We start from the raw sequence: 22005 nt of genomic DNA, 5'->3' as shown, positions 1-22005 counted from the left end.
AAACTCCGGCTCTCCGACGCTCGATTCGATTACACCCATTCGTGTGTGGCCTACCCGATCACCGATGTGGAGCTGGGCCTGTGACCTACCGAACCGCCACAGAAAGCGCGCCCGCCTTCGACAAGGCGGCGCCGAAATCGTATGACTGAAGTCAACCGATGGGCGCAGCTTTACGGCTGCGCTCATCGGCATCTCACAGTCAAGTCTATTAACGCCCTCCATTGGCAAATTAGCTGCGGTGTGCTGTTCTGTCCGCCGGGTTGTAGCCGGGCGAGGTGGCCTCGGGGTGAGAAGCAAACCCCGATACTTGGTGGCGAAGACCAGATGGGCAAACAACTCGCAGACGCAATCTCCACCAGGCCGAACATCGAAGTAGTCGCCGCTCATGAACCAGTGCCTCCCGATCGGTATGCGGTCTATCCGTTGCGTGTGGTGCCATCAGTGCCTGAAGAACCAGGCAACGTGTTTTATCAGGTGCTCTTCCCCCTCTCGCCGACAGCTCATGGTGGCCCGCCGTCCACCAGCATCTACCCAGGAGTGCCGAACGAATCAGCGCCACTGCGCAATACCTCCACAGATCAGCCGTCGTCTCCAGTGTCCTCACCCGCTTTCAGGATCCAACCGTCCTCGCAGAAGACCAGGTGACCATGCGCACGTAGTTGCGCCAGCCCGGCCCCGGCATCTGCGGGAGTGTGATCGGGATGCCAATCCAGTGCCAGCACATGAGCCACCAACTCCTCCCAGCTGCCCGAGAACGAGGGCTGTTCGATCAGCAGCCGCCCGTAGACCACGATCGCTAACGGGCTCAAACGAGTATCAAAGACTACCGTGTTCGACATGAAAGTAGTCCTCGGGCCGCCGAACCCAGCGTGGTAACCAGAGCCGGGCATCTTCGGCGCAGACGCATGCGGGCCATCGTGCGAGGCACGAGACCCTCCACGCTCTCGGGGGACCGGCATAAATCAATTTTGCGCTAACAAATTCGATAGGGCCCGGATCATCTGAGGATCGAGTTCAAATCTCCACCACAGACGGACGGCCACGGCAGCGAGTGCCACGGGCAGAATCGCCCGGTGACTGCTCAGCGGGGGCCTTCGAGCGACTCCGCTGATTGCATATCAGCCATGATCTATGTTCATTTGTCTAGAAATTATTTAACCAAGAGGGGTGCAATAACTGGCAGACACATGGCACAGACACCATATAGTCGTCCCGCCTCTGATCGACTGCGAGGACGAAGACGGAACCGTTACCGGGGGGGGCCATGCCTCGATCAAAGAGTTAGCGCCAGCCCCCACGCTCGGCATGATCTCGCGGCAGATCGGGCCGGAGATATAGAAGAAATTTTACGATGTCGCATGCGGCGCCGGCGGCGACTTCGCGTTGTGACGAATTTCGTTGGGCGTCCCGAAGAGTTGCGGTATACCTACTTGATACCGATTTCTTTATCATAAGGAGAGCTGTGTCCGAGGGCTTCATCGATCTTCGTGCCGACGTAGCGCACCCTGCCCGGATGTATGACTACTTCCTCGGCGGCAAAGATTTTTATGAAGCCGACCGGGACGCCGCCGAGCAGGCGCTCCGAGATTTTCCGGCAGTCCGGTTGACCGCGCGCACCAACCGTGAGTTCATGCATCACGCTACTCGCTACCTCACCCAACACGGTATCCGCCAGTTCCTCGACGTCGGCACCGGCATCCCCACCGAGCCCAATCTGCACCAGGTCGCCCAAGCCTTGGCGCCCGAATCCCGGGTGGTGTATGTGGACAACGACCCGATCGTGCTCGCCCACGCGAGAGCGCTGCTGGTGAGCGCGGCCGAGGGCCGCACCGCATACATTCAGGCCGATGCCGCAGAACCCGAGGCCATCCTCGCCGCGCCGCAGCTGCAAGAAACGCTGGATTTGTCACAACCGGTGGCGGTGTCACTCATGGCCGTGCTTCACTTCGTGTCCGGCGACGTCTACGACATCGTGAACACGTTGATGGCATCGTTGGTGCCTGGTTCCTATCTGGCGATGTCGCATGTCACGACGGATTTTGATGCTGGGTCTGAGGATCCGGTAGGAATGGCACGGCTGCTGGAAGTCTATGACGATCGGGGAATCCTAGTGCGGCCACGCACCCGCGCTGAGGTAGCAAGGTTCTTCCAGGGGTTGGAACTGGTGGACCCGGGCGTCGAGGTGATCCACCGATGGCGTACCCCAGGCATCGAACATCCGCACAGTCACGACAAAAAAGTCTCACTCTACGGTGCAGTTGGCCGCAAGGGGCCGAACTAGGAGACCGCTGAATAAGGCTTGTTCTGGGGTTCCGCCGCTATAACGGCGGAAGCCCAGAATCGTGTGAGTGCCCGAACAGATGGGTTGTTGATGAGGGGGATCCCCACGCTGGTTCAGGCGGTGGCCCAGGTCTCGGTGGCGCGAATGAAGCCGAGCTTGACCAGTCGGCGCAGGCTGAGGGCCGCACTCTGGCGCGAAACCTGTTTGCGCACACTGACCGCGCTCGCTGAACTTCCCCACTGGCGCATCGGGCTGTGTGGTTCGTAAGCCCAGATCGACCCAGCCGGGCATATGTCGAAAATGGTTGGTGTCCAATCATTCTTGTCGGCTCTTTCTCATATTGGTCCCGGTATGGCCACGCCCACGCGCGATCTCGAAATCCCCGCACCGCTGACTCTCGACGGCAACACCCTGGACCCGATCGGCGGAGGCGGCGCGCTCATCGGCTACGGCGGAGTCTCCACCGAATTCCATGTGGATTCGAAGGGAGCCGCCTGGTGTGCGAGCGAGCCGCGGATGGCTGGCGTAGCAGTGATGTGGGGGCTGGTTGTCAGCGCATCGAGTCCTGCATCAGATGGGATCTGCATTACCTTCACCGTCAGCTACTGACCAAACCCGAGGAGCCACGTAACGGCGACCGGCAGCGGCCCGGAAACGCGTACTTCGCCTCCCGAGCCGTTGTTCGCATCGTCTGCTGCTGACGCCACCCGATCGCGGACCGATGCGGTTCCTCACCGGCGGCAGGGGCGGGCGGGCAGGTCGGAGGCTGTCAGTCGTGGTCGTCGGGGGGGGCGGGCGGGAAGCAGGGGAAGGTTGTGATAGTCGATGGGCTCGTAGTTGTCGGTGTCATCGAGAGGTTCGGGGGTGTTTTCCCATCGGGTGATTTCTGTGTCCCAGTCCGGGTATGCCGGGTCGTCGGGGCCGATCGCGATCCAGCCATCTGTCATCGCGCCGTCGGGTTCTCGAGCGAAGTGGCGCACAAGGATGCGCCCGTCCGCGAGACGCTGGGCCAAAGGATGTTCCTCATTCATGGCGTGATCCCCACCTCCGCTTCGAGGGCCGGGTAATAGTCTGCCAGGTAACGGCCCGCAGCAGCCGAGCCGAGGAACCTCGACTGTTTGGTGTGAAACCAAGCAAAGCCTTCCGCGAAGAGTTCCGCTTTTCCGACGTCATTGGGCTGCGCGTAGTACTCAGCGGCCTTTGGGCTTGTCTGTTGGATGAGCGGAAGCACCCTGGCATGAACCTCGGAGAATGCCGGTTGCTCGCTCGGAAAGTAGAGGGCGTCGTCGAGCGCGTGACCGAACTCGTGTAGCGCGGTAACATAGCTTCTACCGCGCCCGTGACCAACGAGCACCGCACGATGCTGTGGATCGTACGCGCCGCCGACATCTTCCCAGGTGGAGCCAGCGGACCAACCTCGGGGCGTATCAACTCTCAGTGTTGCAGACCATGCAGGATGGTCCATGTCCAATAAGCCGGCGTCAGCGAGCCAAATTCCGCCATGAGGTCGTTTTCTCATGTTGTCTGCAACAATGCGGTGCAGCTTCTCTGGTAACGAGGCTAACCAACGAGCATGTTTGCGGGCCCCTACGGAGCCGTCTGTGGGATATTGATCCCCGTTTATTCCCCTCAGAAGCTCTGACGGGCCGACCGGAATGTCATATTCCGACATGTCATCGGTCAATCGCGCAAGCCCCTGATTGCCGGCACCGCGATGCCCAGGAGCGTCCCGCGCGGACGTGCTGCTCTGTTCATCGCCGCTTCGGGGGTGAGTACTCTCCGTCTGGAAGTGGCCGGTTCTCGCCTGGAGGGAGTGGGCGCTGTAGGCGTCACCTGTGCGGTGCTTCTCGGCTGTGTCCTTCAGGTGTGCGCTGGTCGTCTCGACCCGTTTCGTGACTGCATCGCCTGCTCGTGGGATATCGACACCCACCCGTTGGGCAGCCCGTTTCAGTATACGTACGATGGCGCTACCCATCACGGGTCACAGCCCCCGCCGGGCAGGTGCTCGCCGTCTGCGCCACACGCTGCAGCCGCCCGGACACGGGATCGTAGAGACCGACCACAACCACAGACCACTCACTCATCACATCCAGGCCTACCTTGCGGTGCACGCCGCTCGCTGCGCACCGTTCGACAGCGAACCCTTTCCGCTCTCGGAAAACTCCCACAGCCTAGACCAGCGAACCGACCGGTTGCATCGATGAGATCCCCATGGCGAAACAATGCCGGCAACAAAGCGCGCGCGGATGGACTATTCGCCCGCATTCGGGGGGCTCCGGGTCCGGCTGATTCGCTTCCGGCTGCGGCGTACCAGCAAGAGGAGTGGACTATGGAATCAACCATGATCCTATACAGTACCACGAGTATTGAAATAAATTAACAGACATTCCGTGGCGGGCACGGGCAGCGGTTAGCCACGGACAATGGACCAGAAGATTCGAATGGAGGGTTTCGGGCCGTCGCTGGTCACGGTTATGAGAGATCCCCGATCCCCGACGGCGACGTGCACCGAAAAAAGGGGGGGGGCATGCGTTGCGGTCCGGGCGCGCAACAGCCCCGCCTTTGATCGGCTGCAAAGACGAAGGCGGGGCTGTCGCTGGGGGGTTGCGCACTCATTGCCGGAGTGAGTGCCGGGTTCATTGAAGCACAATGACGCGGAGTTCATCACCCAGCCAAGGGGATTAGAAAGAATTTCACCAAGATTCCGTAAGGTAGCCAGTCGCTCGAAAGCGTAACGTCCGGGTGTCACTCCTCTGGGTTTCCCACACGCGCCTCGCGGCCTCGTTGGGCGATCGGCAACGGCCCCGGACCTGCCGCCCGGTTTCCGGGCCGTTGCTCATAGTAACAATGGGCTGCATTGCTGAGCTGGCGCCGACCTGCCGCACGAGAGGGTGGCAGGATGCGCCTGCTTCGCCGTGCCCTGCATGCGCCGTACGGAACCGAACCGGCTGCACGGCAGCATCTGTTTCCCGGCAGGTTCGCCTGCGCGAAAACTCTACGGCCCGTTTGCGAGATCTCGTTCTCCTGGTCAGCACCCGATTCCGCCGCTTCGCCGCACGTGGTTCGGCCGACTCGCTGGTGCTGCTTCCACGTTCCGCACTCTCGCCGACATCGGCCTGACACGTTCATTTCGACAACGTCATCGTGTGGCCCGAATGGGACGCGACTCGATCCAGCGTCACACCATCATCGCGGCGCTCACAAGCGTAGGGCTTGGGCACGATGACATCCGTCCAGCCCGTCGACGGTCAAGCCAGCTCAATTATCACTCATCCGTGCAGAAGTCCCATGTTCTTAATCTGACTCTACCGATGCGGAAAACCCCCCTATGGAGCCACGCTATACAGCCGAGGAGGTGATCGATGTATATATACGGATGCACACACAACAGCAACCAGTCCGACTGCCGCTTGCCGGCGACGATGCCTTTGCTGGACCCCGAGTGCTTGTTTCGAGCGGTCTCCGGCCGCATCGCCAGTCGGCTTCCATTGGTTCTCTGGGCGCGAGAACTTGGCGATCTACACGCCGAGCTCATACCGTTACAACTTGGCCCAGCCTCTCAGCGGAAAGATTCCGCTTGCGCGCGAGTGCTATGGAAGATTGGCTGCGTTGTAGATGAAATCGACAACTGGTCCGATCGCAATAGTTCGTACCCCGACGACGTACGCTTGCATAGTCATTCACTCGGCGAGGTGATAAGTCACGCTGCCGAGGCTTATGCGAAGGCATGGAGGGCGGTTCTACATTCAAAAGATTCCGACATACGGCATCGAATGTGGTTCCGCCTGGGGGAGGTGCGCGAAGAGTATGCAAAAATAGTAGAAGAAGTAAGACATCGACGTTTGAGATTTCGCTCGAAATCACGCATTAATCGAGAATATCGTTCGAATGATACGACCATCTTACCGTTACCGGGCACGTCGATCGTGACATCCGGCGCCCCGCACAATAAGAGCTGATGAAAAAGGTTTAAGCATGATCGAGATCGCCCGCAGGAAATGTGGACTACCACTGAAGTTGGCTAACGACCAGCGTTGGGGTAGCCATGCAGAATGTTCGCGGCCTACGAAAAATCGGCACTACACATGACGTGGTTGGACTGGAAGGCGGTAGCCGGTTGGCTCGATCCGATCGGAAGCCGACTATCGGGGCAGTCGGGATCAGAATAGCGGCGGCGAAGGAACGCTCGCGCCGGACAAGCGAATCCGATCGCGGCGACCAGCCGCCGCGGCACTAGGCCATCGGCGCCGACCTGCTATGAGCAACACTGGTCGCACCTGGCCACACTCCCACTGTACGCCGCCGAAGCACTGACATCGGCCAAGACACCACCACGCACGCTCTCCCCGACAGCCACATTGGAGAACACGAACTTGCCCACATCGGCGTCGCAGGAACGTCGACGTTGACAACGCTCCCCGGCATCGACTGCCCTCTGCCCGGCGAACTCGGAGCTTGCTACTACCTCCAAACCGCACACCAACGTCCTGCCTTCGGCACGCCCGTCCAAGGAAAATTGCTTCTGACAACAGGACTCGTGCGGGCGGCCGCGCACGTCGGCTGCCGGGACCCCCTTCACCGCCGCCGACCCGGCCGCCCGCTGCCACCGCGCCGCGATCGAAAGTCGCTGAGCCACCGCGATGCGCTTCTATTCTCGCCCGGCACTGCTGGTCATCGATAAGGTCACATCATCAAATATGTATTGTTGACCATGCTGGCAAGCTGATCGTTCAGAAGCGGGTCAGACACGACGTCGGCGGGTTCGCCGAACCCGACGACTTACTCGACCTTCCCGGCATCCAGATAGCGATCGAACGCGGTGAGGGGCTGCTGGTCGGGCACCTGCAGCTCCGTGGCCTTACGGTTACTGTGTGTCGCCGAAGATTTCAGCCCGAGCCCGCGAACGCTATCGGCTGTCGGCTGTCGGCTGTCGGCGACCAAATCCGACACCTTCGACGCGTTCGTCCTGGCCGACACCCTCCGTCATGAGCACACGCATTGGCGCCAGTTGCCGCTGCTGTCGCGGGCCACCGCCGCACTCAAGGCGGTGATCCGCGATCGAGAGCGGATCATCTTGTCTCAGCGCAGCGTCGAGTAGCAGCTTCGTGCTGTTCTCGACACGTATCATCCTGCGCCGCTGCACCGTTCTCGACGCTCGACCGGGAGATCACCCTGGACTTCCTCGCCGATTACCCGACACTCGCGCAGGCCGCTCGCGTCAGAGACAAGCGGATGGACGCGTTCTGCCGCCGACACGGCTACACGGGTCGAGTTCCAGCCGACCAGCTCGTGGAACGGCTCCAGCCGCACCTGCTGGCGGCGTCGGAGGGCACGACCACGGGCAAGCAGTTCACCGCGCAAGTGTTCGCCTCACAGCTGCGGTTGCTGAACCACCAAATTCGGTCCTGCAATAACAGATCGATCAACTTCTCGATGTTCACCCGGATGCGCCGATTTTCCTCAGGTTCCCGGGCACCGGGCCGGTCGTCGCAGCCACATTGATCGCCGAGATGGGTGACGACCGCTCCCACTACCCGGACGCGCGGGTCCTGCTCGCCGAGCCCGGCCTGGCGCCGGTCACTCGCGCTTCTGGGCGCATGCATCAGGTCCGGTTTGTACGCCTGCAACCATCGATGCGTCACACCATCGACTGGTGGGCTTTCGTCTCCACCCGCAAGACCGACTGGGCCGCCACCGCCTAGAACAGGCTCGAGCCCGTGGCCACGGCAAATACCGCGCTCTGCGTGGTGTCGGAGCCCGCTGGGCGCGGGTTCTCTGGCGCTCCTGGCAGGACAACACCATCAACAACCCGGAAAAGCACTCCAGCGCCGCAGCAGCCTGACCACTACCTTCAGCAACCTGCGTGTCCACGACGCCACGCGGGCCATAGCGATGCCACCAGAACCAACCCTCTCCGACCTCGCTGACAGCCCGCCGGTTGACAGCGGGAGTCTGTATCGACGACCACTCACGAGACGTGGTCGTGGCCGCGGCGATTGGCGGCGCCATCGGGTCGAGCGGTGTGTGACGCGTTCACTGCGGCGATGCGTCGATACGGCGTGCCGCCCGAATTGTTGACCGATAACGGCGCGCAGTTCACCGGCCGCCGGATCAAGCCGCAGCCGGTCTCCGTCCCCCGCTTACTGATCGATGTGACCGAACCGGCACCGGTCCCCTCGGCCGAGGGCGCATTCGAACTCGAAGTGCGTATGCCGACCAGTGGTGAGACCAGCCTCGCCAACGGTTGGCAGAAGGTGAGTTTGCGCGCCTATGTCGGGTCCGTGCTGACCGTGTCACGTCCTGCAACTACTTCGAATACGCGGCGCCACCCGGCCAAGCCAGTGTGACGACGGCGCGGTGTTGCCCTCTACCGCACCGCTCTCCTCTGGGCCGGCTTTCGCTCAACTGATGGCACTTGCCAGGCTGGCGATGACGGTGTCATTGGCAGCGCTATCTCCAACGGTTATCCGCATACCCGTCGAATACCGTTTAACGTTGATCTGTGCGCGGTCGAATGCGTCGGCGATGCAACGAGCCTGGGCGAGATCGACCAGCGGAAGAAATATATGATTCGAGGAGCTGCCGGGTATAGTATATCCGAGTGCTCGTAGCTCGATCAGAAGCCGATCTCGTTCGCTCGTGATCATGGAGATCCGTTCATTTAGTTCGTCTTCGGCCTTATAACACGCATACACCCCGACTTCAGCGAGCATATGCATACCGAAAGGCACCTGCCAATGAGCTATACGAGCAGCGGTCCGCCGACTGGCAACGGCATATCCAACTCGTAGACCTGCCAAACCGAATGCCTTAGAGAATGTGCGTACCACAATGACATTCGAATAAAGTGCCAATATCGACATAGTGTCGATACGCTGATCGGCCGGAACAAATTCGATGTAGGCTTCGTCAATTATCACAGCGACCCGAGGGTGGAGCCGGTCCAGAAACCTGATCAAGTCGAAATATCGCAGTTGTGTGCCGGTGGGATTATGCGGATTGCACAATACCACTAATTTGGTATGCTCGGCAACCACCGCCGCCATCGCGTCCAAATCTTGGGTTCCATCTGCCATCAGCGGCACCCTCACCGGTTGACCACCGACCATTGCGGTCAGCAGCGGATAACCGTCGAATGTCGGCTCCGCCAGCACCACCTGAGCAGCGCCTAGCCTGCGCCACTGTAGCGACTCACCGGCCGATGCGACGAATGCCTGCAGAATGTGCATGATTACGCCGGTGGCTCCGGCGCCAACTACAATCTGATCGGGCAAACAGCCGATCCGCGCTGCGATAAGCTGCGGCAGTCGGTTCGGCAAGAATTCCGGATAACGGTTCACCGCCCCCAGGGCCGTCGTCAAGGCTTGGTGGACCGATGGAAGCGGACCATAGGGGTTTTCGTTAAGTGCAAGTGGGAACCGCACGAACTTGCCCTTGCTCAGCACGATGCGCCGCGAGACGAAACCCGTCCGCCCCATCGAAGGGCAGCTGCGGCAGCGAAGTCACCTGCGTGCGCGAAGCCTGCGAACATGACCACGGCCCCCTCTTGCACAAGCCCGGACGTCACGGCATAGTCGAAGGTCAGCGGCATAGCGCTGCCAAATAGGTTGCCGCACTCCTCAAAGGTGTCTGGGTGACGCTGTGCGGGCAACTCCAGTGAGTTCCGCCAGTTCTGCAAAAATGTCCGGTTGGGTTGATTAGTCACCAATAGATCCAACTGACTGGTCTTCATCTTGATCCGCTCACAGATCGTGCGAACTACTTCCGGGACGATCTGGTTTCCTCGGTGCAGCACCTTCGCGATATTCGATTCCGTAAATCCCACGTAGTGCTGGCCGACACCAGCCTCCCAGTACCTGCGTGGCGGTTCGGCGACCAATACCATTTCACCCGCGTACTGCGGCAAGTGCCGCGTCTCGATGTCGAGTATCGGCGATTGGTCCGATTTGGTCAGCCATGCCACGCCCGCACCGTCGCCGGGAATGGCGGCCTGGGCCATAGTCAGCACACGGTCTTGAGCAAACACCTGCCCCGCAGTGTTCGTCACGTTGACGACGAGAGCGCTGTTCGCCTCGGTGCTCTGCAAGATCTCTCGAGCCAGTTTTATGGCGTGGATGAAACTCGCACAACCGCCATTGCTCAAATCTATCAGCCATTCCGGCGCGATACCGAGTCGGGCGGCGATCTCACCACCATTGCCGACGAACCAGGTCTGGGGCAGTTGCGTGTGCACAACTAAGACGTCCACATTCTCCAAAAGGTCCGCTCCATGGCGTGCGAGCATAGGTGCGATTGCACGTTCGGCCATGTCAGCTGGAGTTTCACCCGCACTGACATGATGCCGAAAGCGAGGCGGATTGAACATGACAGCCGATGCGGTGTCTGCGGTGTCGTGGAACTGGGTGAAGTACTCGGCCGAAATAGGTTCTCCGGGAAGGTAACTGGACACGTCGGCCAAACTGACGTTGATAGTCACGTCGATCATCCAATCGGATCTGTCGGGGTGCAGGTTTCGAACATTGGCTGGTCGTCGACGCTTTCCAGCCGTTCAAGCAGGTGCTCGATCAGGCCGAGAAGAAGCCGTTTGGACGAGTCGCGACTACGGGCGTCACAATACCTCAGCGGCACATCGTCGTCGAGATCGAGCGCAGCCCGTAGGTTCGCGAGGCGATAGCGATGTGCACCCTCGAAATAGTTTATCCCGACCACGAACGGCAGTTGCTTACGCTCGAAGAAGTCGATCGCAGCGAACGAGTGGTCGAGACGGCGGCTATCGACCAAGACTATGGCGCCGAGTGCCCCACTGGCGAGTTCGTCCCAGAAGAACCAGAACCGATCCTGCCCGGGGGTGCCGAACAGGTACAGAACCAGATTTGAGGTTATCGTAATGCGTCCAAAATCGAGGGCAACCGTGGTGGTCGCCTTCGACTCCACACCGGACAGATCATCGACTTCACTGCTCTTGTCGGTGATCAACTCTTCGGTGGACAGCGGCGCGATCTCGCTGACCGCGCCGACCAATGTGGTCTTGCCAGCGCCGAATCCTCCTGCGATGAGAATCTTGGCCGACGTGATCTGCGGCGGCGCCACAGTGTCAGAGTTTGAGGAGACCATCGCGTATCGCCCTTATCAAATCCGCGGCTTCACGGTTCTTGTCGTAGTTGTCTGTAGCGTGTCTAGCCTGGGTCGAGATGATACTGAGATAGCCGTCTTCAATCAGGTCGCCGATCAGAATTCTGCTCACCCGGAGAGGGAGTCCAAGCCTTGCCGCGATTTCGGCTATTGCCCGTGGTCTTCGCGCTATGGCAAAGATCTGACGATATTCGGTGTCCATTTGGCGTAGCCGGGCGTCTGCGTTCTCGGCGTTCGCGACCACGATCGTGATCATGCTTAGTTCGGGCGTGACCTCGCGGGTGCGCCCGCGCGTGACGCCATATAGGCGGACTAGCGGGCCTGCCGCCTCGTCGTACCACGGGTTCCGTTCGCGAACCATGACAGCGGTCAATCATTTGACGTGTTTGCTGTGGCGCGTCTTGGTGGAAAGCCAGGTGCCCATACGCTGTACAGTCAGGTTCATCTCGTGCGCGACCAAGCCCCAGTCCGCAGTGGCTTCGCCGAGGACCGCTAGACACGCATTCGCACCTGCCGAGGTGACGAATAGCATCGCATCGTCGAGTTCCACCATGACTTGTTGCAAATTTCCTGCTGAGAACTGCCGCCCCACACTCGCTCCTAGGCTGTGCAATGCCGACGAAATCGCACTGAAGCGTTCGGCGTCTTCGCGGGGGATTTGGGCACAGTGCCCGAGCATCAGTCCATCGTTTGACAGCATCACGACGTAGCGAACACCGTTCAGGCGCTCTGCCAGTTCGTCAAGGACCCAGCCGAACTTACTTGAACCATCATTCATCCCATTGTCCTTCATCATCAGTCGACGTCTTCACTTTGCGTTCCGGCAGGGATACCTGAGCGACCGAGTTTGGTTCCGGCCTGCAACGCGGTCCAAAGGTCAGTTGGCCGCCCCTGCCCCAATTTCCTGTCCCGCTGAATGCGAACGCTGGGGTGATCGTCGGGCATTGGGTCCGGACGTTCGGAGAGCCGAGGGACCATATGAGTCTGTCGCCTACGCTGCGGCAGCAGAGGCCCGTCATCGTACGGGATATGCTCCAGCTCGGCGTCATTGAGGTCTGCTACCGGGATCTCGGCTAATGTTCGACTTGTGAACGCGTCGACATGCACAGCCGGTTGTGAACGTGGTGGCACCTGAACCGCTGCCGGCCCATTCGAAGTCGAAGTATCCATCGCAACCGACCTGTGCTTCCGGTTGATCCGGTCCGACCAGTGCCACACCTCGCGGGGGGACTCGTCGTCGCGCTCGGCCTGCAAAATGGTCTCGGCGCCATCTTCCGACGCAACAGAACTGGGTTGTCGAATGAACCCGTGCGACCTACGCCCCAAGTCACCAAAGGCTTCCTCGACAGTTTCGTCGTTGGCCAAGGTCTGCGAAGCCGGTTCAGCGGGCTGATCCGCGGCAACCAGTTCGTACGGCAGCCGCACGACGCTGCGGATACCTCCGTAATCCGACTCGTTCAGGCGCACCGCGACTTGGTGGCGCTTTGCCAGCTGGGCTACCACGAACAAACCAAGCCGCGAGTCACTGGAGAGCGCAGCGACATTGAAGTCCAGAGGGTTCGCCAAGCTCTCATTGATCTGAGCAATTTCACCTCTGGTCAAACCCACCCCCAGGTCGGAGATCTCGACGATCACGCCGGACCCGCCCAAGTCCCCGCTGACTTCGACGCGTGTGTTCGGGGGCGAGAAGGTCGCAGCGTTGTCGATCAGCTCGGCGATGAGATGGATAAGGTCTGCTACGGCCGAACCGACAATGGGTACGTCGGGCAGCCGAACGGTGTGGATCCGCGGATAGTGTTCGGTTTCGGTGACTGCGCTCCGCACTAGATCTAGCAGCGACACAGGGTTACGCCACTGCCTCCCGGGTCGTTCGCCACCCAGGATCACCAGGTTCTCGGCGTTGCGCCGCTCACGCGTCGCCAGATTGTCAAACTCGAACAGCATTTTCAGCATATCCGGATCATCGTGGCGATGCTCCGCAAGGTCCAACAGCGATAGCAATTGATGCATCGTCACCTGACTCCGGTGGGCAATATTGACGAAGACCGCACGAACACCCTGCCTGGTTTGAGCCTCGTTTACTGCGGCGGTCGTAGCGGCGAGGTGTGCCCGATTGAACGCGTCAGCGACTTGCCCGATCTCGTCACGGCCGAATTCTAGCTTCGGCAATTCCCGCTCCAGGTCGACCGGTTCGGCTCGTCCGAGTTGATCCATAATCTTGGGCAAGCGTGTCTCGCTGACCGCGAGAGTCTCTGCTCGCAGTCTGCGCAATCGCCCGATCATCCTCTGCGACAGCGACGCTGCGGCGATGAACGCGATCAGCGACAACCCAAATACGGCGACGCCGCCGGCGATAGATTCACGGGACAACCGACTGCCTTCCCGCTCAGCTACGATTCCGGCATAGCGCAAGTGGGAGTACCATAAGCCACGCAGCGCGGAGCTGACCTCCTCGGCCGCATCCTTCCACTCGGCGACTGGCGGCATTGGTGGCGCCGATGTTGCCTCTCCGCCGGACGCCTGGTATCCACCTTCACTTGTACTTCCGTTGGGGGAATTCCCTGTCGAGGAGTTAGTCCTTGTCGACGAATGATTTTCAGAACCGGTGGAAACAGACGACATACCCGAAGCGGACGGAGTCCCTGGAGCAGAGGGAATCTCCGTCGAGATCGCGCGCCGCAGCAGGCCGTCCTCGAGTGTTCCCATCTGCTGCCACGCTGGACTCGATACCAATGCCGCGTATTCGGCAGTCTCGTCCGGGGGCAACTCGCCTTCCCGATTGCTGAGTTCTTCGCGGTAGAACCCTACGAGTTTGCTGTACTCGACTTGTTGCGGAGGAGTAAATCCGCCCTGAATCGACGCCGCAGCTGCCAAGGTACTACTGCGTGACATCGCCTCCGCGCTTTCAAATAGGCCTACCTGCGTGTCCTGTACATTGGCGGCCTCGGGCACCTTGGCCGTGCGTGCTGCCAGCCGCCCCGCGATGATGACCGTTTGAATGACCCTGTTGTAGTAGCCGTAGACCTCGTCGATCTGAGCTACCTTCAGATCGACACGCTGTCGTATCAGTGGTAGCTGCCCGAATGTCGCCTGCATCTGCACGACGGCGTCGCCAACCGAACCGTGGAAAAGATTGATCAAGGCGTTGCCTGCGATCATCATCGGGGGAATAGCACTGTCGAGTCGAGCCCGTCCGTCCGGAAACCCAGCGGCGGCTGAATCATCGCCTGCCAGCAGAAGTATGCTGGTGCGGCGCTCCTGCTGTACCGCTTCGACGAAGTTCAATGCAGGACCAGCCGTTTGATTTATGGCCGTTGACCACGACTGGATAGAGTTTGCTTTGTACAACAGGTATCCAGCCGTTCCGCCGCCGACGAGGAGCAGCGACAAGCAGGGTATAAGCGCTATCGCCAGAACGCTGAATCGGACGCTTGGCGTGAACCGGATGGCTCGATTGACTTTCATAGTCTGACCACAAATCATCTAAACCCGGCCACGAAAGGACCTGGGCTGCTGTCGGATCGGTAACATCCCTGGCGAGCGAACTCAGCCTGGTATCGTATTGTGGTGCGGGATGGCGTCGTACGGCCTAGCCGAGCGCGGCGAATTGTTGGCGTTCGAGCCAACGGCGGAAGAGCCGCGCCACCGGCAGGGCAGGAACGCCGGTCCGTTCGTCCGGGCCTGCAACGGTCAGCAGCCAGGCAGGCATGAAGCGCAGCGTCCAAAGTGGGGCGGTTTTACGCATATGGGTCTCGAATCTCGCCCACACCGCACGATCTAGAACTGGGGCGAGTCTGCCCTCCAGCTCCCTCTCCTCGTTCGCAGTGTGGACAAGTAGTCGTTGGTGCACCTCCACTGTGAGGCGAACCAACTCGGCCGCCGCGGCACCACCGCCAACCAGTTGATCTGCCGCTTGATGCCATTCGACAAGAAACTTGTCCAACTCCTCGTGCTCGGCAGCAAGGCGCGCTATCGCGTCCTCGTTGGCACCCATGCTCCGCAACCGGGGCCACAGGAACTCATCCTCACCCTCGTGGTGGTGGCTGATCAGCGCATGCACCCGAGCGGCATAGCCACGCAGTGCGGCAGCACGCGTCGCATCTGGGGTCGCAGCCAACCGTGAAGCAGCATCGGCAATCCGTGGTAGATCGCTCAACATGACGCGGTGAGCCAAGATCATCGTCTGATGGCCGGTAGGCAGGCTGGAAAAGGACGGACTCACTAGTAACTCCTAGAGGTTTCTGAGTCTCATGGCAGGCCTATGCACGACAGTGCGAAGTCTGCAGATCGACATTACATCGCCGTTGGGGTAAAATAATTTCCAATTCCGGCTGTCGCTCGCGGTGCCTCGCTCAAGTTCGATGCGGCGCGATACTAACCCCGCAGATCAACTATTCCCACTCTTGGGAAGATTTTGGGAGCCGCTGGTCGGCGGCATAGGGACATGCGAGTCGGATGCCGATGCCTACGTTGCAATTTCATGCCGTCCGGCTATTGACCCGATACGTCCGGCACTACTATCTATCCCACTCGATTGCGGTGTACGCTTCGGCCCATGAAGATCGATGAGAAACAGCTTTCCGACATTTCCGGGTTGGTTCGGGGAGAACAGATCAGTGTCGACGAGGTGATGACAAGGTGTGCCGACATGAGGCGGGAGGCATACTCATATGACGATATCTATGGCGAATACTGCACTGTCCAGAGATACATCGATTGCCCGCCGCGAGATACCTTCGAATATCTTGCGAATATTCATAGCTTGTCAGAATGGACCTACAGCACGCGAGATTTCGAACCGACCAACGTGCCAGATCTATACCAAGGTGTTGATATGCTCGGCGTCGATACCAAGATCTTCATGAAGGTTGTCGCCAACGCCAAGGCTCTTACCGTAGACTATCATTGCGCGTGGGACCAGGGCCGCGAGCTCTGGATGATCTACTTGATGCGAGTGGTCCCGGCGGAACTGGTCCTCAAACGCCCTGGCTCCGTAGTGTTGTGGACCAATTGCCGGCACCCCTATTACAGCGAAAACCCTTATCCACAAACAGCTCCGACTGCACGCAAGGAGTGGGTGGGCGACATGTGGGGAATCTTCGGGGCGGGCCATTCGATCGAATTGAACAACCTCAAGGTCATCTTGGAGTACCGACACGGTAGTCGGCTCCCGGTCGGTCCGAACCTTCTTCTCGACAGCTGACAAGTTAACTCGGTATGGAAAACTGGCGGGTGGCTGACTATCTCGTACGGGGATGCGCCGAGTTGAGTGTACGGCACTTCTTCGGGGTGGACGGCGCTAATATCGAGGATATCTATGATGCGGCGGCTTCCGACGCCCTGGAAAGCATCGCTGGCATTCATGGTGTGGTCGCCAAGCACGAATTCTCGGCAGCCACGATGGCTGAGGGATATGCGCGCGCCACTGGCGGATTGGGTGTTGTGGCGGCAACGTCCGGCGGTGGCGCAATGAACCTGATTGCTGGGTTGGCGGAATCGTTCACTTCGCAAGTGCCGGTACTGGCGCTAGTCGGGCAGCCACCACGGAATCTTGAGGGCCGCGGCGCTTTCCAGGACACGAGCGGTCGGGCGGGCAGCATCGATGCAGTGCGGCTGTTCGGCACGGTGTCGCGTTATTGCGCGCGGGTTGACGATGCGGAGGACCTACCCCAGCAGTTCGCAGCCGCAGTCGAAGCGGCGTACGGTGGCGGACCGGCGGTGCTGCTGCTGCCAAAAGACATACAACGCTCTCGAATCGGAGCACGGCCGGAGCAGTTGCGACCGCCACAGCGCTCAGCAAGCGATCCGTCCGGCTTGGCCGCGGTGTGCACAGCGCTGAAAGTAGCGCAGGCGAACGGCAAAATTCTGATAATTGCGGGAGACCAGGTGGCGCGTGACAACGCGCGTGGCGCGCTTCGCGATCTGGTGGTGACGTTGGACGCCGCGGCCGGTGTGACTCCAGACGGGAAGGATGTCTATGGTCCCCGCGAGCCAGGGTACTGCGGTGTGGTTGGAACGATGGGTCACCCACAATTGGTCGATTTGGCGCAGTCAGCCACATTGTGCCTTCTGGTGGGCACACGGTTTCCGATGATGGCACAGCTCCCGCTCGGTGATACGCCACTGGCTTGTGTCGGAGCGCAGGCACCCTACGTACCCGCCGTGCATGCCGCCGCCCCGGACCTGGCTGCCGTATTGCCGCAGCTCAGTGCGGCAATACGGCAGCGTGGTAGCACCGCAGTCGAATCTGAACGAGTTGTCAGTTCTAACCTGCCTTCTGCTGCCATCCGGTTGCGTCCGCCTGCCACGCACGGGCAGGGTTTATCTTACCGGGCAGCGATGGAGGCAATTTCTGCACTGTTGCCCACAAACAGCGCGATTTTCGCGGACGCTGGTAACACCGGTGCGGCGGCTGTGCACTACCTCGACCTACCCGTGAACGCCCGGTTTAGACTCGCGCTGGGTATGGGCGGCATGGGCTACAGCTTCGGTGCTGCGATCGGCTCAGCGTTCGCGACCCGGCGCCCGACCTATGTTATCGCCGGTGACGGCTCCTTTTTCATGCACGGCATGGAAGTGCACACTGCAATCGAGTATGAATTGCCGATCACGTTTCTCATATTCAATAACAATGCGCACGCTATGTGTGTGGTCCGGGAACAACTGTACTGTCGAAATAACGACGACCGCAATCGATTCTCTCCCGCCAAGCTGGCCGAGGGGATGGCAGCAATGTTCCCAAAGCTGCCTTGTCATTCCGTGCGCGAGTTGGACGAGTTGCATGCCGCGCTGTCCAGATCCATCGGGCAGGCCGGCCCCCGTTTTGTCGCGATCGACTGCGATGCCGACGAGATTCCCCCATTTCTTCCGTTCTTGAGACATGCATCAGACTGAGTCTCTCCAGGCTTCCAGTTCCCTTGGAGCAGAATGCAGATCGAACTCCTGAACCGCAAGAAGCGGAAGACCCGCACCGGACCCGCCAAGCGATCTTGGGACTGCTGCATGGATAGGTGATAGCCTGACCTGCCTCACCTCGCAGGTTCCATTTCCGGTGGCTAACTGACAGCCTGTACGAAAGGCTGAACACCGTGCCCCGTCCCTACCCTGCCGAGTTCCGCGCCGGCGTGATCGCACTGGTCCGCGCAAGCAAACAAGCCAAGCAGACAGCCGTCGAGCTAGGCATTCATCCCGTGACGCTGTCGAAATGGGTCCGCCAAGATGAGATCGACCGCGGCGTGCGACCCGGCACGTCCTCTGCCGAGTCCGTGCAGCTGCGCGCCGCCCGGCGTCGAATCTGTGAACTGGAAAGCGAGTTGGCGATCATCCGCCAGGCCGCGAAGTTCCTCGGCGAGGACAAGCCCAAAAGAGTCTACCCGGTAATCGACGCTCTCGTCGTCGCCGGGGCACCCGTGACCGATGCTGCCGAATCCTCGGAACCACCGGCCAGAAGTACTACCAACACAAACGAACCCCGACCACACCATCCCAGCTGCGCGGCCAGTGGCTGACCGGGCTGATCCGCGAAGTCCACGTGGCGTCGCGGGGCACATACGGGTACCGCAGAATCCACGCCGAACTCACCCTCGCCGTGAACGTGACCGTCTGCACGCGAACAATGTCGGTCCTGATGACCCTGGCCGGGATCTACGGGCTGCTCAGGTCGGCAGGTCAAGCGCCTAGCGGTGTCGTGACAGCTGACGATCTGGTCAACCGTAAGTTGCACGGCTAACGCCAAATGAGTTGTGGGTCACTGACATAACGCAACACAGAACGCGAGAAGGATGGGTCTACTGCGCCGCCGTTCTCGACCCGTTCAGCCGTCGGAGCGTGGGCTGGTCGATCGATTCCGAGCAGGACGCGACCTTGGTCGTGAACGCCCTGGACATGGCCATCCGCAATCGGAGGCTCGACCCGGGTGGGATCGTGCATGCCGACCACGGAACCCATTTCACCTCCTGGGTCTTCGGCGAGAAGATTTGCTCCGCGGGCCTGCTGCCCTCGTTCGGCACCGTCGGCGACGGGCTCGATAACGCGATGATGGAAAGCTTGTGGAGCTCAATGTAGATCGAGCTGCTCAACTGCAAGAAGTGGAACACCGGATCGAGCTCGCCAACGCGATCTTCGACTACATCGAGATCTTCCACAACCGCCAACGCCGCCACTCCGCGCCGGGCTATTCCACGCCGATCGAGTACGAACTATCCTTCGGCAACGACACCATCCGCGCTGTCAGTTAGCCACCGCGACTCGAACCCAACTGGTGGGGCAGGTCAACTGATTTGGCTTGCTTTCAGGCGAAGCTGGAAGGATGTCGCTGTGCCCGAGCCCTACCCCGGCGAGTTCCGTGACAATGTCGTCCCGGGCGGCTCGCAATCGTGATGCCGTGGTGACGCCGGAGTGGACCGCCGCCGATTTCGGGGTTCATCCGATGACGCTGTCGAAATGGATGCGCCAGACCGATATCGACGAGGGAACCAAACCGGGCACCAGTACGAGCGACTCGGCCGAGCTTCGGGAAGCGAAGCGGCGAATTCGATTGCCGGGGCAGGAGAAAGAGGTCGTCAAGAAGGCCGCCGCCTACTTCGCCCAGGCGAATCTGCCGGGAAAATGACTCTTCTATGCCTGGTGTCAAGCGCCGTCCATGATTGTCTCAAGTTGCCGGAAGACAACGCGGCAGACGTAGCGCTTGAGTTTGCGGCGAATCTCGCGGGCTGATTTGCCGTCGACGCGGGTGCGCGCAGCGTAGGCGCGGGTGTCGGGGTCATAGCTGAGGCGGACGCGCACGATCGTCTCGAAGGCGCGGTTGAGTTGGCGGATACCGCCGCGGTTGAGCTGTGGTCCCGATGACGCGGGTTTGGGTGCGACGCCGGCGAGAGCGGCGAAGGCGGCCTCGAAGCGGATGCGGCCGGGGTGGGAGTAGGCGCAGACGATGACCGCGCCGGTCACCGGTCCGATTCCCGGGGTGTCTTGCAGGCCCGGGGCGATGCGTTCGACGATCTTGCTGAGCGTGTAGTGATTTTCTCGCAATTGCTGGTCGTGATCGGCGATCGCGCGGACCAGGCGACGCGCCTCGGTGCGGGCGATCTCGACGTCGGGATCGTTGCCGGTGGTGCGCCAGTATTTGATCGCGGCGATCTGGGCGTCGCTGACCGCGCGGCGTGCGTCGATGCCGAGGTCGACGGTGCGCAACAACGCCGTCAGTGCGTTGCGGTCACCGGTGCAGCACGGAGCCGCAACACGTGACTCGTCCTGTCCCAGGACCGATCTGGCAGTGGTTTCGGCGTCGATACGATCTGACTTGCCGTCGACAGCCTGTTGCTTGCGTGAGGGCGGACGCACTTCGCCGACAGGGATGCCCGCTTCGGTGAGCTTGGCTCCGTAGGAGGATGTTCCCTTGACCGCAGCGAACGTGCTGCCATCGGCGCCCCGTTGGATCCAGGTGAGGGCACACGTCATTTCCCGCTGCGTGGGTGGGGAATTCGCGGGTGTCGATGACCGCACCGGTGCGCGATTCGATGATGACGAAGGTGTGGCTGCGGGCGTGGGTGTCCACGCCGATCACATAGTCGTAGCGGTCGGCGATACGCGCCATGCTGGCAGGGTCCTCTCGGTGGTCGGGGCCGGCGTGGGCGCCGGTGGGATCACTCGGAGGCACCTCTGTAACGAGTCACACCCCAAAGGGCGGACACTCTTCTGATCAGGCCATCCGGGTGGGCGTTCCGACGCCCGACCCGCCACGCGGACAAGTCATTTTCAAGACGCCCGATAACCGGAGTCGGATATACCCGGAGTCACACGTGGAAGGCCGGAGCGCCATCCTGCCAGCCGATCTCGGACCGGACACGACCATTACAGAACTACCCGCTCGTCCGCGAGCTGGCCGGAGACTGGGTCCCCGTCACGGTGACGTGCCGGGTGTTGAAACTGGCACGTCAGCCGTACTACCGGTGGCTGACCGAACCGGTCACCGACGCCGAACTCGAGCAGGCGTATCGGGCCACCGCGCTCTCCGACGCCCACCGCGACGACCCGGAATTCGGCTACCGATTCTGGCCGACGAAGCTCGTACAGCCGGGGAACCGGTGGCCGACCACACCGCCTGGAGGATCTGCTCTACTCAGGGCTGGTGCAGCGTGTTCGGCAAGAAACGCAGCGACAATGGCAAACCCGGCCCGCCGGTTCACGACGATCTGGTCCGCCGCATTTTCTCCGCCGATGCCCCGATCGGTTGTGGCTGGCCGATATCTCCGAGCATCACACGGGTGAGGGAAAGCTCTACATCTGCGCGGTCAAGGACGTCTACTCCAACCGGATCGTCGGTTACTCGATCGATTCGCGGATGAGATCGAGCCTAGTGCCGCGTCAGGCAACGTTCGGTAGGTAATCCGGGTATCGGATCTTGGATCCGACGGCGAAGTCGCGGACGGGTCCGGCGTGTTGGTTGCGCCAGCGGATGTAGGTGCCGATCGCGTCGTCTTGTTCGCCGTGGCTGTGGTGGTCGGTGCCGTTCAACGCGAAGTACCGCAGCGCAGCGAACTCGCATTCGATTCGGTTGAGCCAGGAGCAGTAGGTGGGCAGGAATACCAGCTCGA

Annotated in this window: 18 protein-coding genes and 3 pseudogenes; 9 read left to right on the top strand and 12 right to left on the bottom strand. The window is 60.8% G+C overall.

The features are described from left to right. Positions 1-578: 578 nt before the first annotated feature. A complete protein-coding gene (locus tag ABZW96_RS35670) occupies positions 579-809 on the bottom strand; it encodes a hypothetical protein (protein ID WP_355081059.1) in 231 nt (76 codons plus the stop codon). A gap of 653 nt (positions 810-1462) precedes the next feature. Here ABZW96_RS35670 and ABZW96_RS35665 point away from each other — a divergent pair. Next, complete coding sequence (locus tag ABZW96_RS35665; RefSeq protein ID WP_355081057.1) at positions 1463-2281, top strand: SAM-dependent methyltransferase; 819 nt, start codon at positions 1463-1465, stop codon at positions 2279-2281. A 351-nt stretch (positions 2282-2632) separates the two neighbouring features. Next, the gene (locus ABZW96_RS35660; protein WP_355081055.1) at positions 2633-2890 is read left to right on the top strand and encodes a hypothetical protein; all 258 of its coding nucleotides are present in this window, start codon (positions 2633-2635) and stop codon (positions 2888-2890) included. Between the two features lie 122 nt (positions 2891-3012). Here the strand turns inward: ABZW96_RS35660 and ABZW96_RS35655 are convergent, their stop codons facing one another. Both ABZW96_RS35655 and ABZW96_RS35650 read right to left on the bottom strand, forming a co-directional pair. Continuing rightward, positions 3013-3312, bottom strand: a complete 300-nt coding sequence (locus tag ABZW96_RS35655) for a hypothetical protein (RefSeq protein ID WP_355081053.1) — start codon at positions 3310-3312, stop codon at positions 3013-3015. After that, positions 3309-3965 (bottom strand): hypothetical protein, encoded by a 657-nt coding sequence (locus ABZW96_RS35650; protein ID WP_355081051.1) that lies wholly within the window; start codon positions 3963-3965, stop codon positions 3309-3311. The genes ABZW96_RS35655 and ABZW96_RS35650 overlap by 4 nt, the downstream gene beginning before the upstream one ends. Before the next feature lie 3168 nt (positions 3966-7133). Between ABZW96_RS35650 and ABZW96_RS35645 the strand changes: the two genes are divergently transcribed. The 3 genes and pseudogenes from ABZW96_RS35645 to ABZW96_RS35635 form a co-directional block, all read left to right on the top strand. Next, the gene (locus ABZW96_RS35645; protein WP_355081049.1) at positions 7134-7379 is read left to right on the top strand and encodes a transposase; all 246 of its coding nucleotides are present in this window, start codon (positions 7134-7136) and stop codon (positions 7377-7379) included. 412 nt (positions 7380-7791) lie between these two features. Next, on the top strand, positions 7792-7983 hold the full coding sequence (locus ABZW96_RS35640) for a hypothetical protein (RefSeq protein ID WP_355081047.1): 192 nt from the start codon (positions 7792-7794) through the stop codon (positions 7981-7983). Positions 7984-8237: 254 nt separating this feature from the next. Further along, positions 8238-8406: pseudogene (locus ABZW96_RS35635) on the top strand (IS481 family transposase); the annotation flags it as partial. A gap of 276 nt (positions 8407-8682) precedes the next feature. On the opposite strand, the gene ABZW96_RS35630 reads toward ABZW96_RS35635, so the two are convergent. From ABZW96_RS35630 to ABZW96_RS35600, 7 genes are all read right to left on the bottom strand, one after another. Further along, positions 8683-9759 carry an aminotransferase class I/II-fold pyridoxal phosphate-dependent enzyme gene (locus ABZW96_RS35630; protein ID WP_355081045.1) on the bottom strand — a complete coding sequence of 359 codons (1077 nt, stop codon included), beginning with the start codon at positions 9757-9759 and terminating at the stop codon, positions 8683-8685. Then, positions 9720-10766 (bottom strand): 3-oxoacyl-[acyl-carrier-protein] synthase III C-terminal domain-containing protein, encoded by a 1047-nt coding sequence (locus ABZW96_RS35625; protein ID WP_355081043.1) that lies wholly within the window; start codon positions 10764-10766, stop codon positions 9720-9722. The genes ABZW96_RS35630 and ABZW96_RS35625 overlap by 40 nt, the downstream gene beginning before the upstream one ends. Then, positions 10763-11395, bottom strand: coding sequence for an ATP/GTP-binding protein (locus ABZW96_RS35620; protein WP_355081041.1), 633 nt, complete (start codon positions 11393-11395; stop codon positions 10763-10765). Before ABZW96_RS35620 ends, ABZW96_RS35625 begins: the two co-directional genes overlap by 4 nt. Next, complete coding sequence (locus ABZW96_RS35615) at positions 11376-11774, bottom strand: DUF742 domain-containing protein (RefSeq protein ID WP_355081039.1); 399 nt, start codon at positions 11772-11774, stop codon at positions 11376-11378. The genes ABZW96_RS35620 and ABZW96_RS35615 overlap by 20 nt, the downstream gene beginning before the upstream one ends. A gap of 12 nt (positions 11775-11786) precedes the next feature. Continuing rightward, positions 11787-12209 carry a roadblock/LC7 domain-containing protein gene (locus ABZW96_RS35610; RefSeq protein WP_355081038.1) on the bottom strand — a complete coding sequence of 141 codons (423 nt, stop codon included), beginning with the start codon at positions 12207-12209 and terminating at the stop codon, positions 11787-11789. Then, positions 12209-14803: a nitrate- and nitrite sensing domain-containing protein gene (locus ABZW96_RS35605; RefSeq protein WP_355081036.1), complete on the bottom strand. Its 2595-nt coding sequence runs from the start codon at positions 14801-14803 to the stop codon at positions 12209-12211. Before ABZW96_RS35605 ends, ABZW96_RS35610 begins: the two co-directional genes overlap by 1 nt. 199 nt (positions 14804-15002) lie before the next feature. Next, positions 15003-15635 carry a hemerythrin domain-containing protein gene (locus ABZW96_RS35600; RefSeq protein WP_355081034.1) on the bottom strand — a complete coding sequence of 211 codons (633 nt, stop codon included), beginning with the start codon at positions 15633-15635 and terminating at the stop codon, positions 15003-15005. 408 nt (positions 15636-16043) lie between these two features. Here ABZW96_RS35600 and ABZW96_RS35595 point away from each other — a divergent pair, with 408 nt between their 5' ends. From ABZW96_RS35595 to ABZW96_RS35580, 4 genes and pseudogenes are all read left to right on the top strand, one after another. After that, positions 16044-16616, top strand: a complete 573-nt coding sequence (locus tag ABZW96_RS35595; RefSeq protein ID WP_355081061.1) for an SRPBCC family protein — start codon at positions 16044-16046, stop codon at positions 16614-16616. A 29-nt stretch (positions 16617-16645) separates the two neighbouring features. Further along, positions 16646-18307, top strand: a complete 1662-nt coding sequence (locus ABZW96_RS35590) for a thiamine pyrophosphate-binding protein (protein ID WP_355081032.1) — start codon at positions 16646-16648, stop codon at positions 18305-18307. A 194-nt stretch (positions 18308-18501) separates the two neighbouring features. After that, positions 18502-19650, top strand: a pseudogene (locus tag ABZW96_RS35585) (IS3 family transposase). A 146-nt stretch (positions 19651-19796) separates the two neighbouring features. After that, entirely contained in the window at positions 19797-20024 is a 228-nt protein-coding gene (locus ABZW96_RS35580) for a hypothetical protein (RefSeq protein ID WP_355081030.1), read from the top strand. A gap of 17 nt (positions 20025-20041) precedes the next feature. Here ABZW96_RS35580 and ABZW96_RS35575 read toward each other — a convergent pair whose 3' ends face one another. Further along, entirely contained in the window at positions 20042-20605 is a 564-nt protein-coding gene (locus ABZW96_RS35575; RefSeq protein WP_355081028.1) for a transposase, read from the bottom strand. Positions 20606-21775: 1170 nt separating this feature from the next. Further along, positions 21776-22005 (bottom strand): annotated as a pseudogene (locus ABZW96_RS35570) (IS630 family transposase); the annotation flags it as partial.

Origin of the sequence: Nocardia sp. NPDC004168 (genome assembly GCF_040610355.1) — a bacterium.
Lineage (GTDB): Bacteria > Actinomycetota > Actinomycetes > Mycobacteriales > Mycobacteriaceae > Nocardia > Nocardia sichangensis.
The sequence above is the reverse complement of the archived record's forward strand: the minus strand, read 5'-3'. Positions and strand labels throughout refer to the sequence as shown.

Coding starts and splice junctions, on each gene's coding strand:
- ABZW96_RS35655 (WP_355081053.1), bottom strand. CDS start 3,312: ATGAATGAGGAACATCCTTTGGCCCAGCGTCTCGCGGACGGGCGCATC.
- ABZW96_RS35630 (WP_355081045.1), bottom strand. CDS start 9,759: ATGGGGCGGACGGGTTTCGTCTCGCGGCGCATCGTGCTGAGCAAGGGC.
- ABZW96_RS35615 (WP_355081039.1), bottom strand. CDS start 11,774: ATGGTTCGCGAACGGAACCCGTGGTACGACGAGGCGGCAGGCCCGCTA.
- ABZW96_RS35620 (WP_355081041.1), bottom strand. CDS start 11,395: ATGGTCTCCTCAAACTCTGACACTGTGGCGCCGCCGCAGATCACGTCG.
- ABZW96_RS35625 (WP_355081043.1), bottom strand. CDS start 10,766: ATGATCGACGTGACTATCAACGTCAGTTTGGCCGACGTGTCCAGTTAC.
- ABZW96_RS35660 (WP_355081055.1), top strand. CDS start 2,633: ATGGCCACGCCCACGCGCGATCTCGAAATCCCCGCACCGCTGACTCTC.
- ABZW96_RS35595 (WP_355081061.1), top strand. CDS start 16,044: ATGACAAGGTGTGCCGACATGAGGCGGGAGGCATACTCATATGACGAT.
- ABZW96_RS35640 (WP_355081047.1), top strand. CDS start 7,792: ATGGGTGACGACCGCTCCCACTACCCGGACGCGCGGGTCCTGCTCGCC.
- ABZW96_RS35610 (WP_355081038.1), bottom strand. CDS start 12,209: ATGATGAAGGACAATGGGATGAATGATGGTTCAAGTAAGTTCGGCTGG.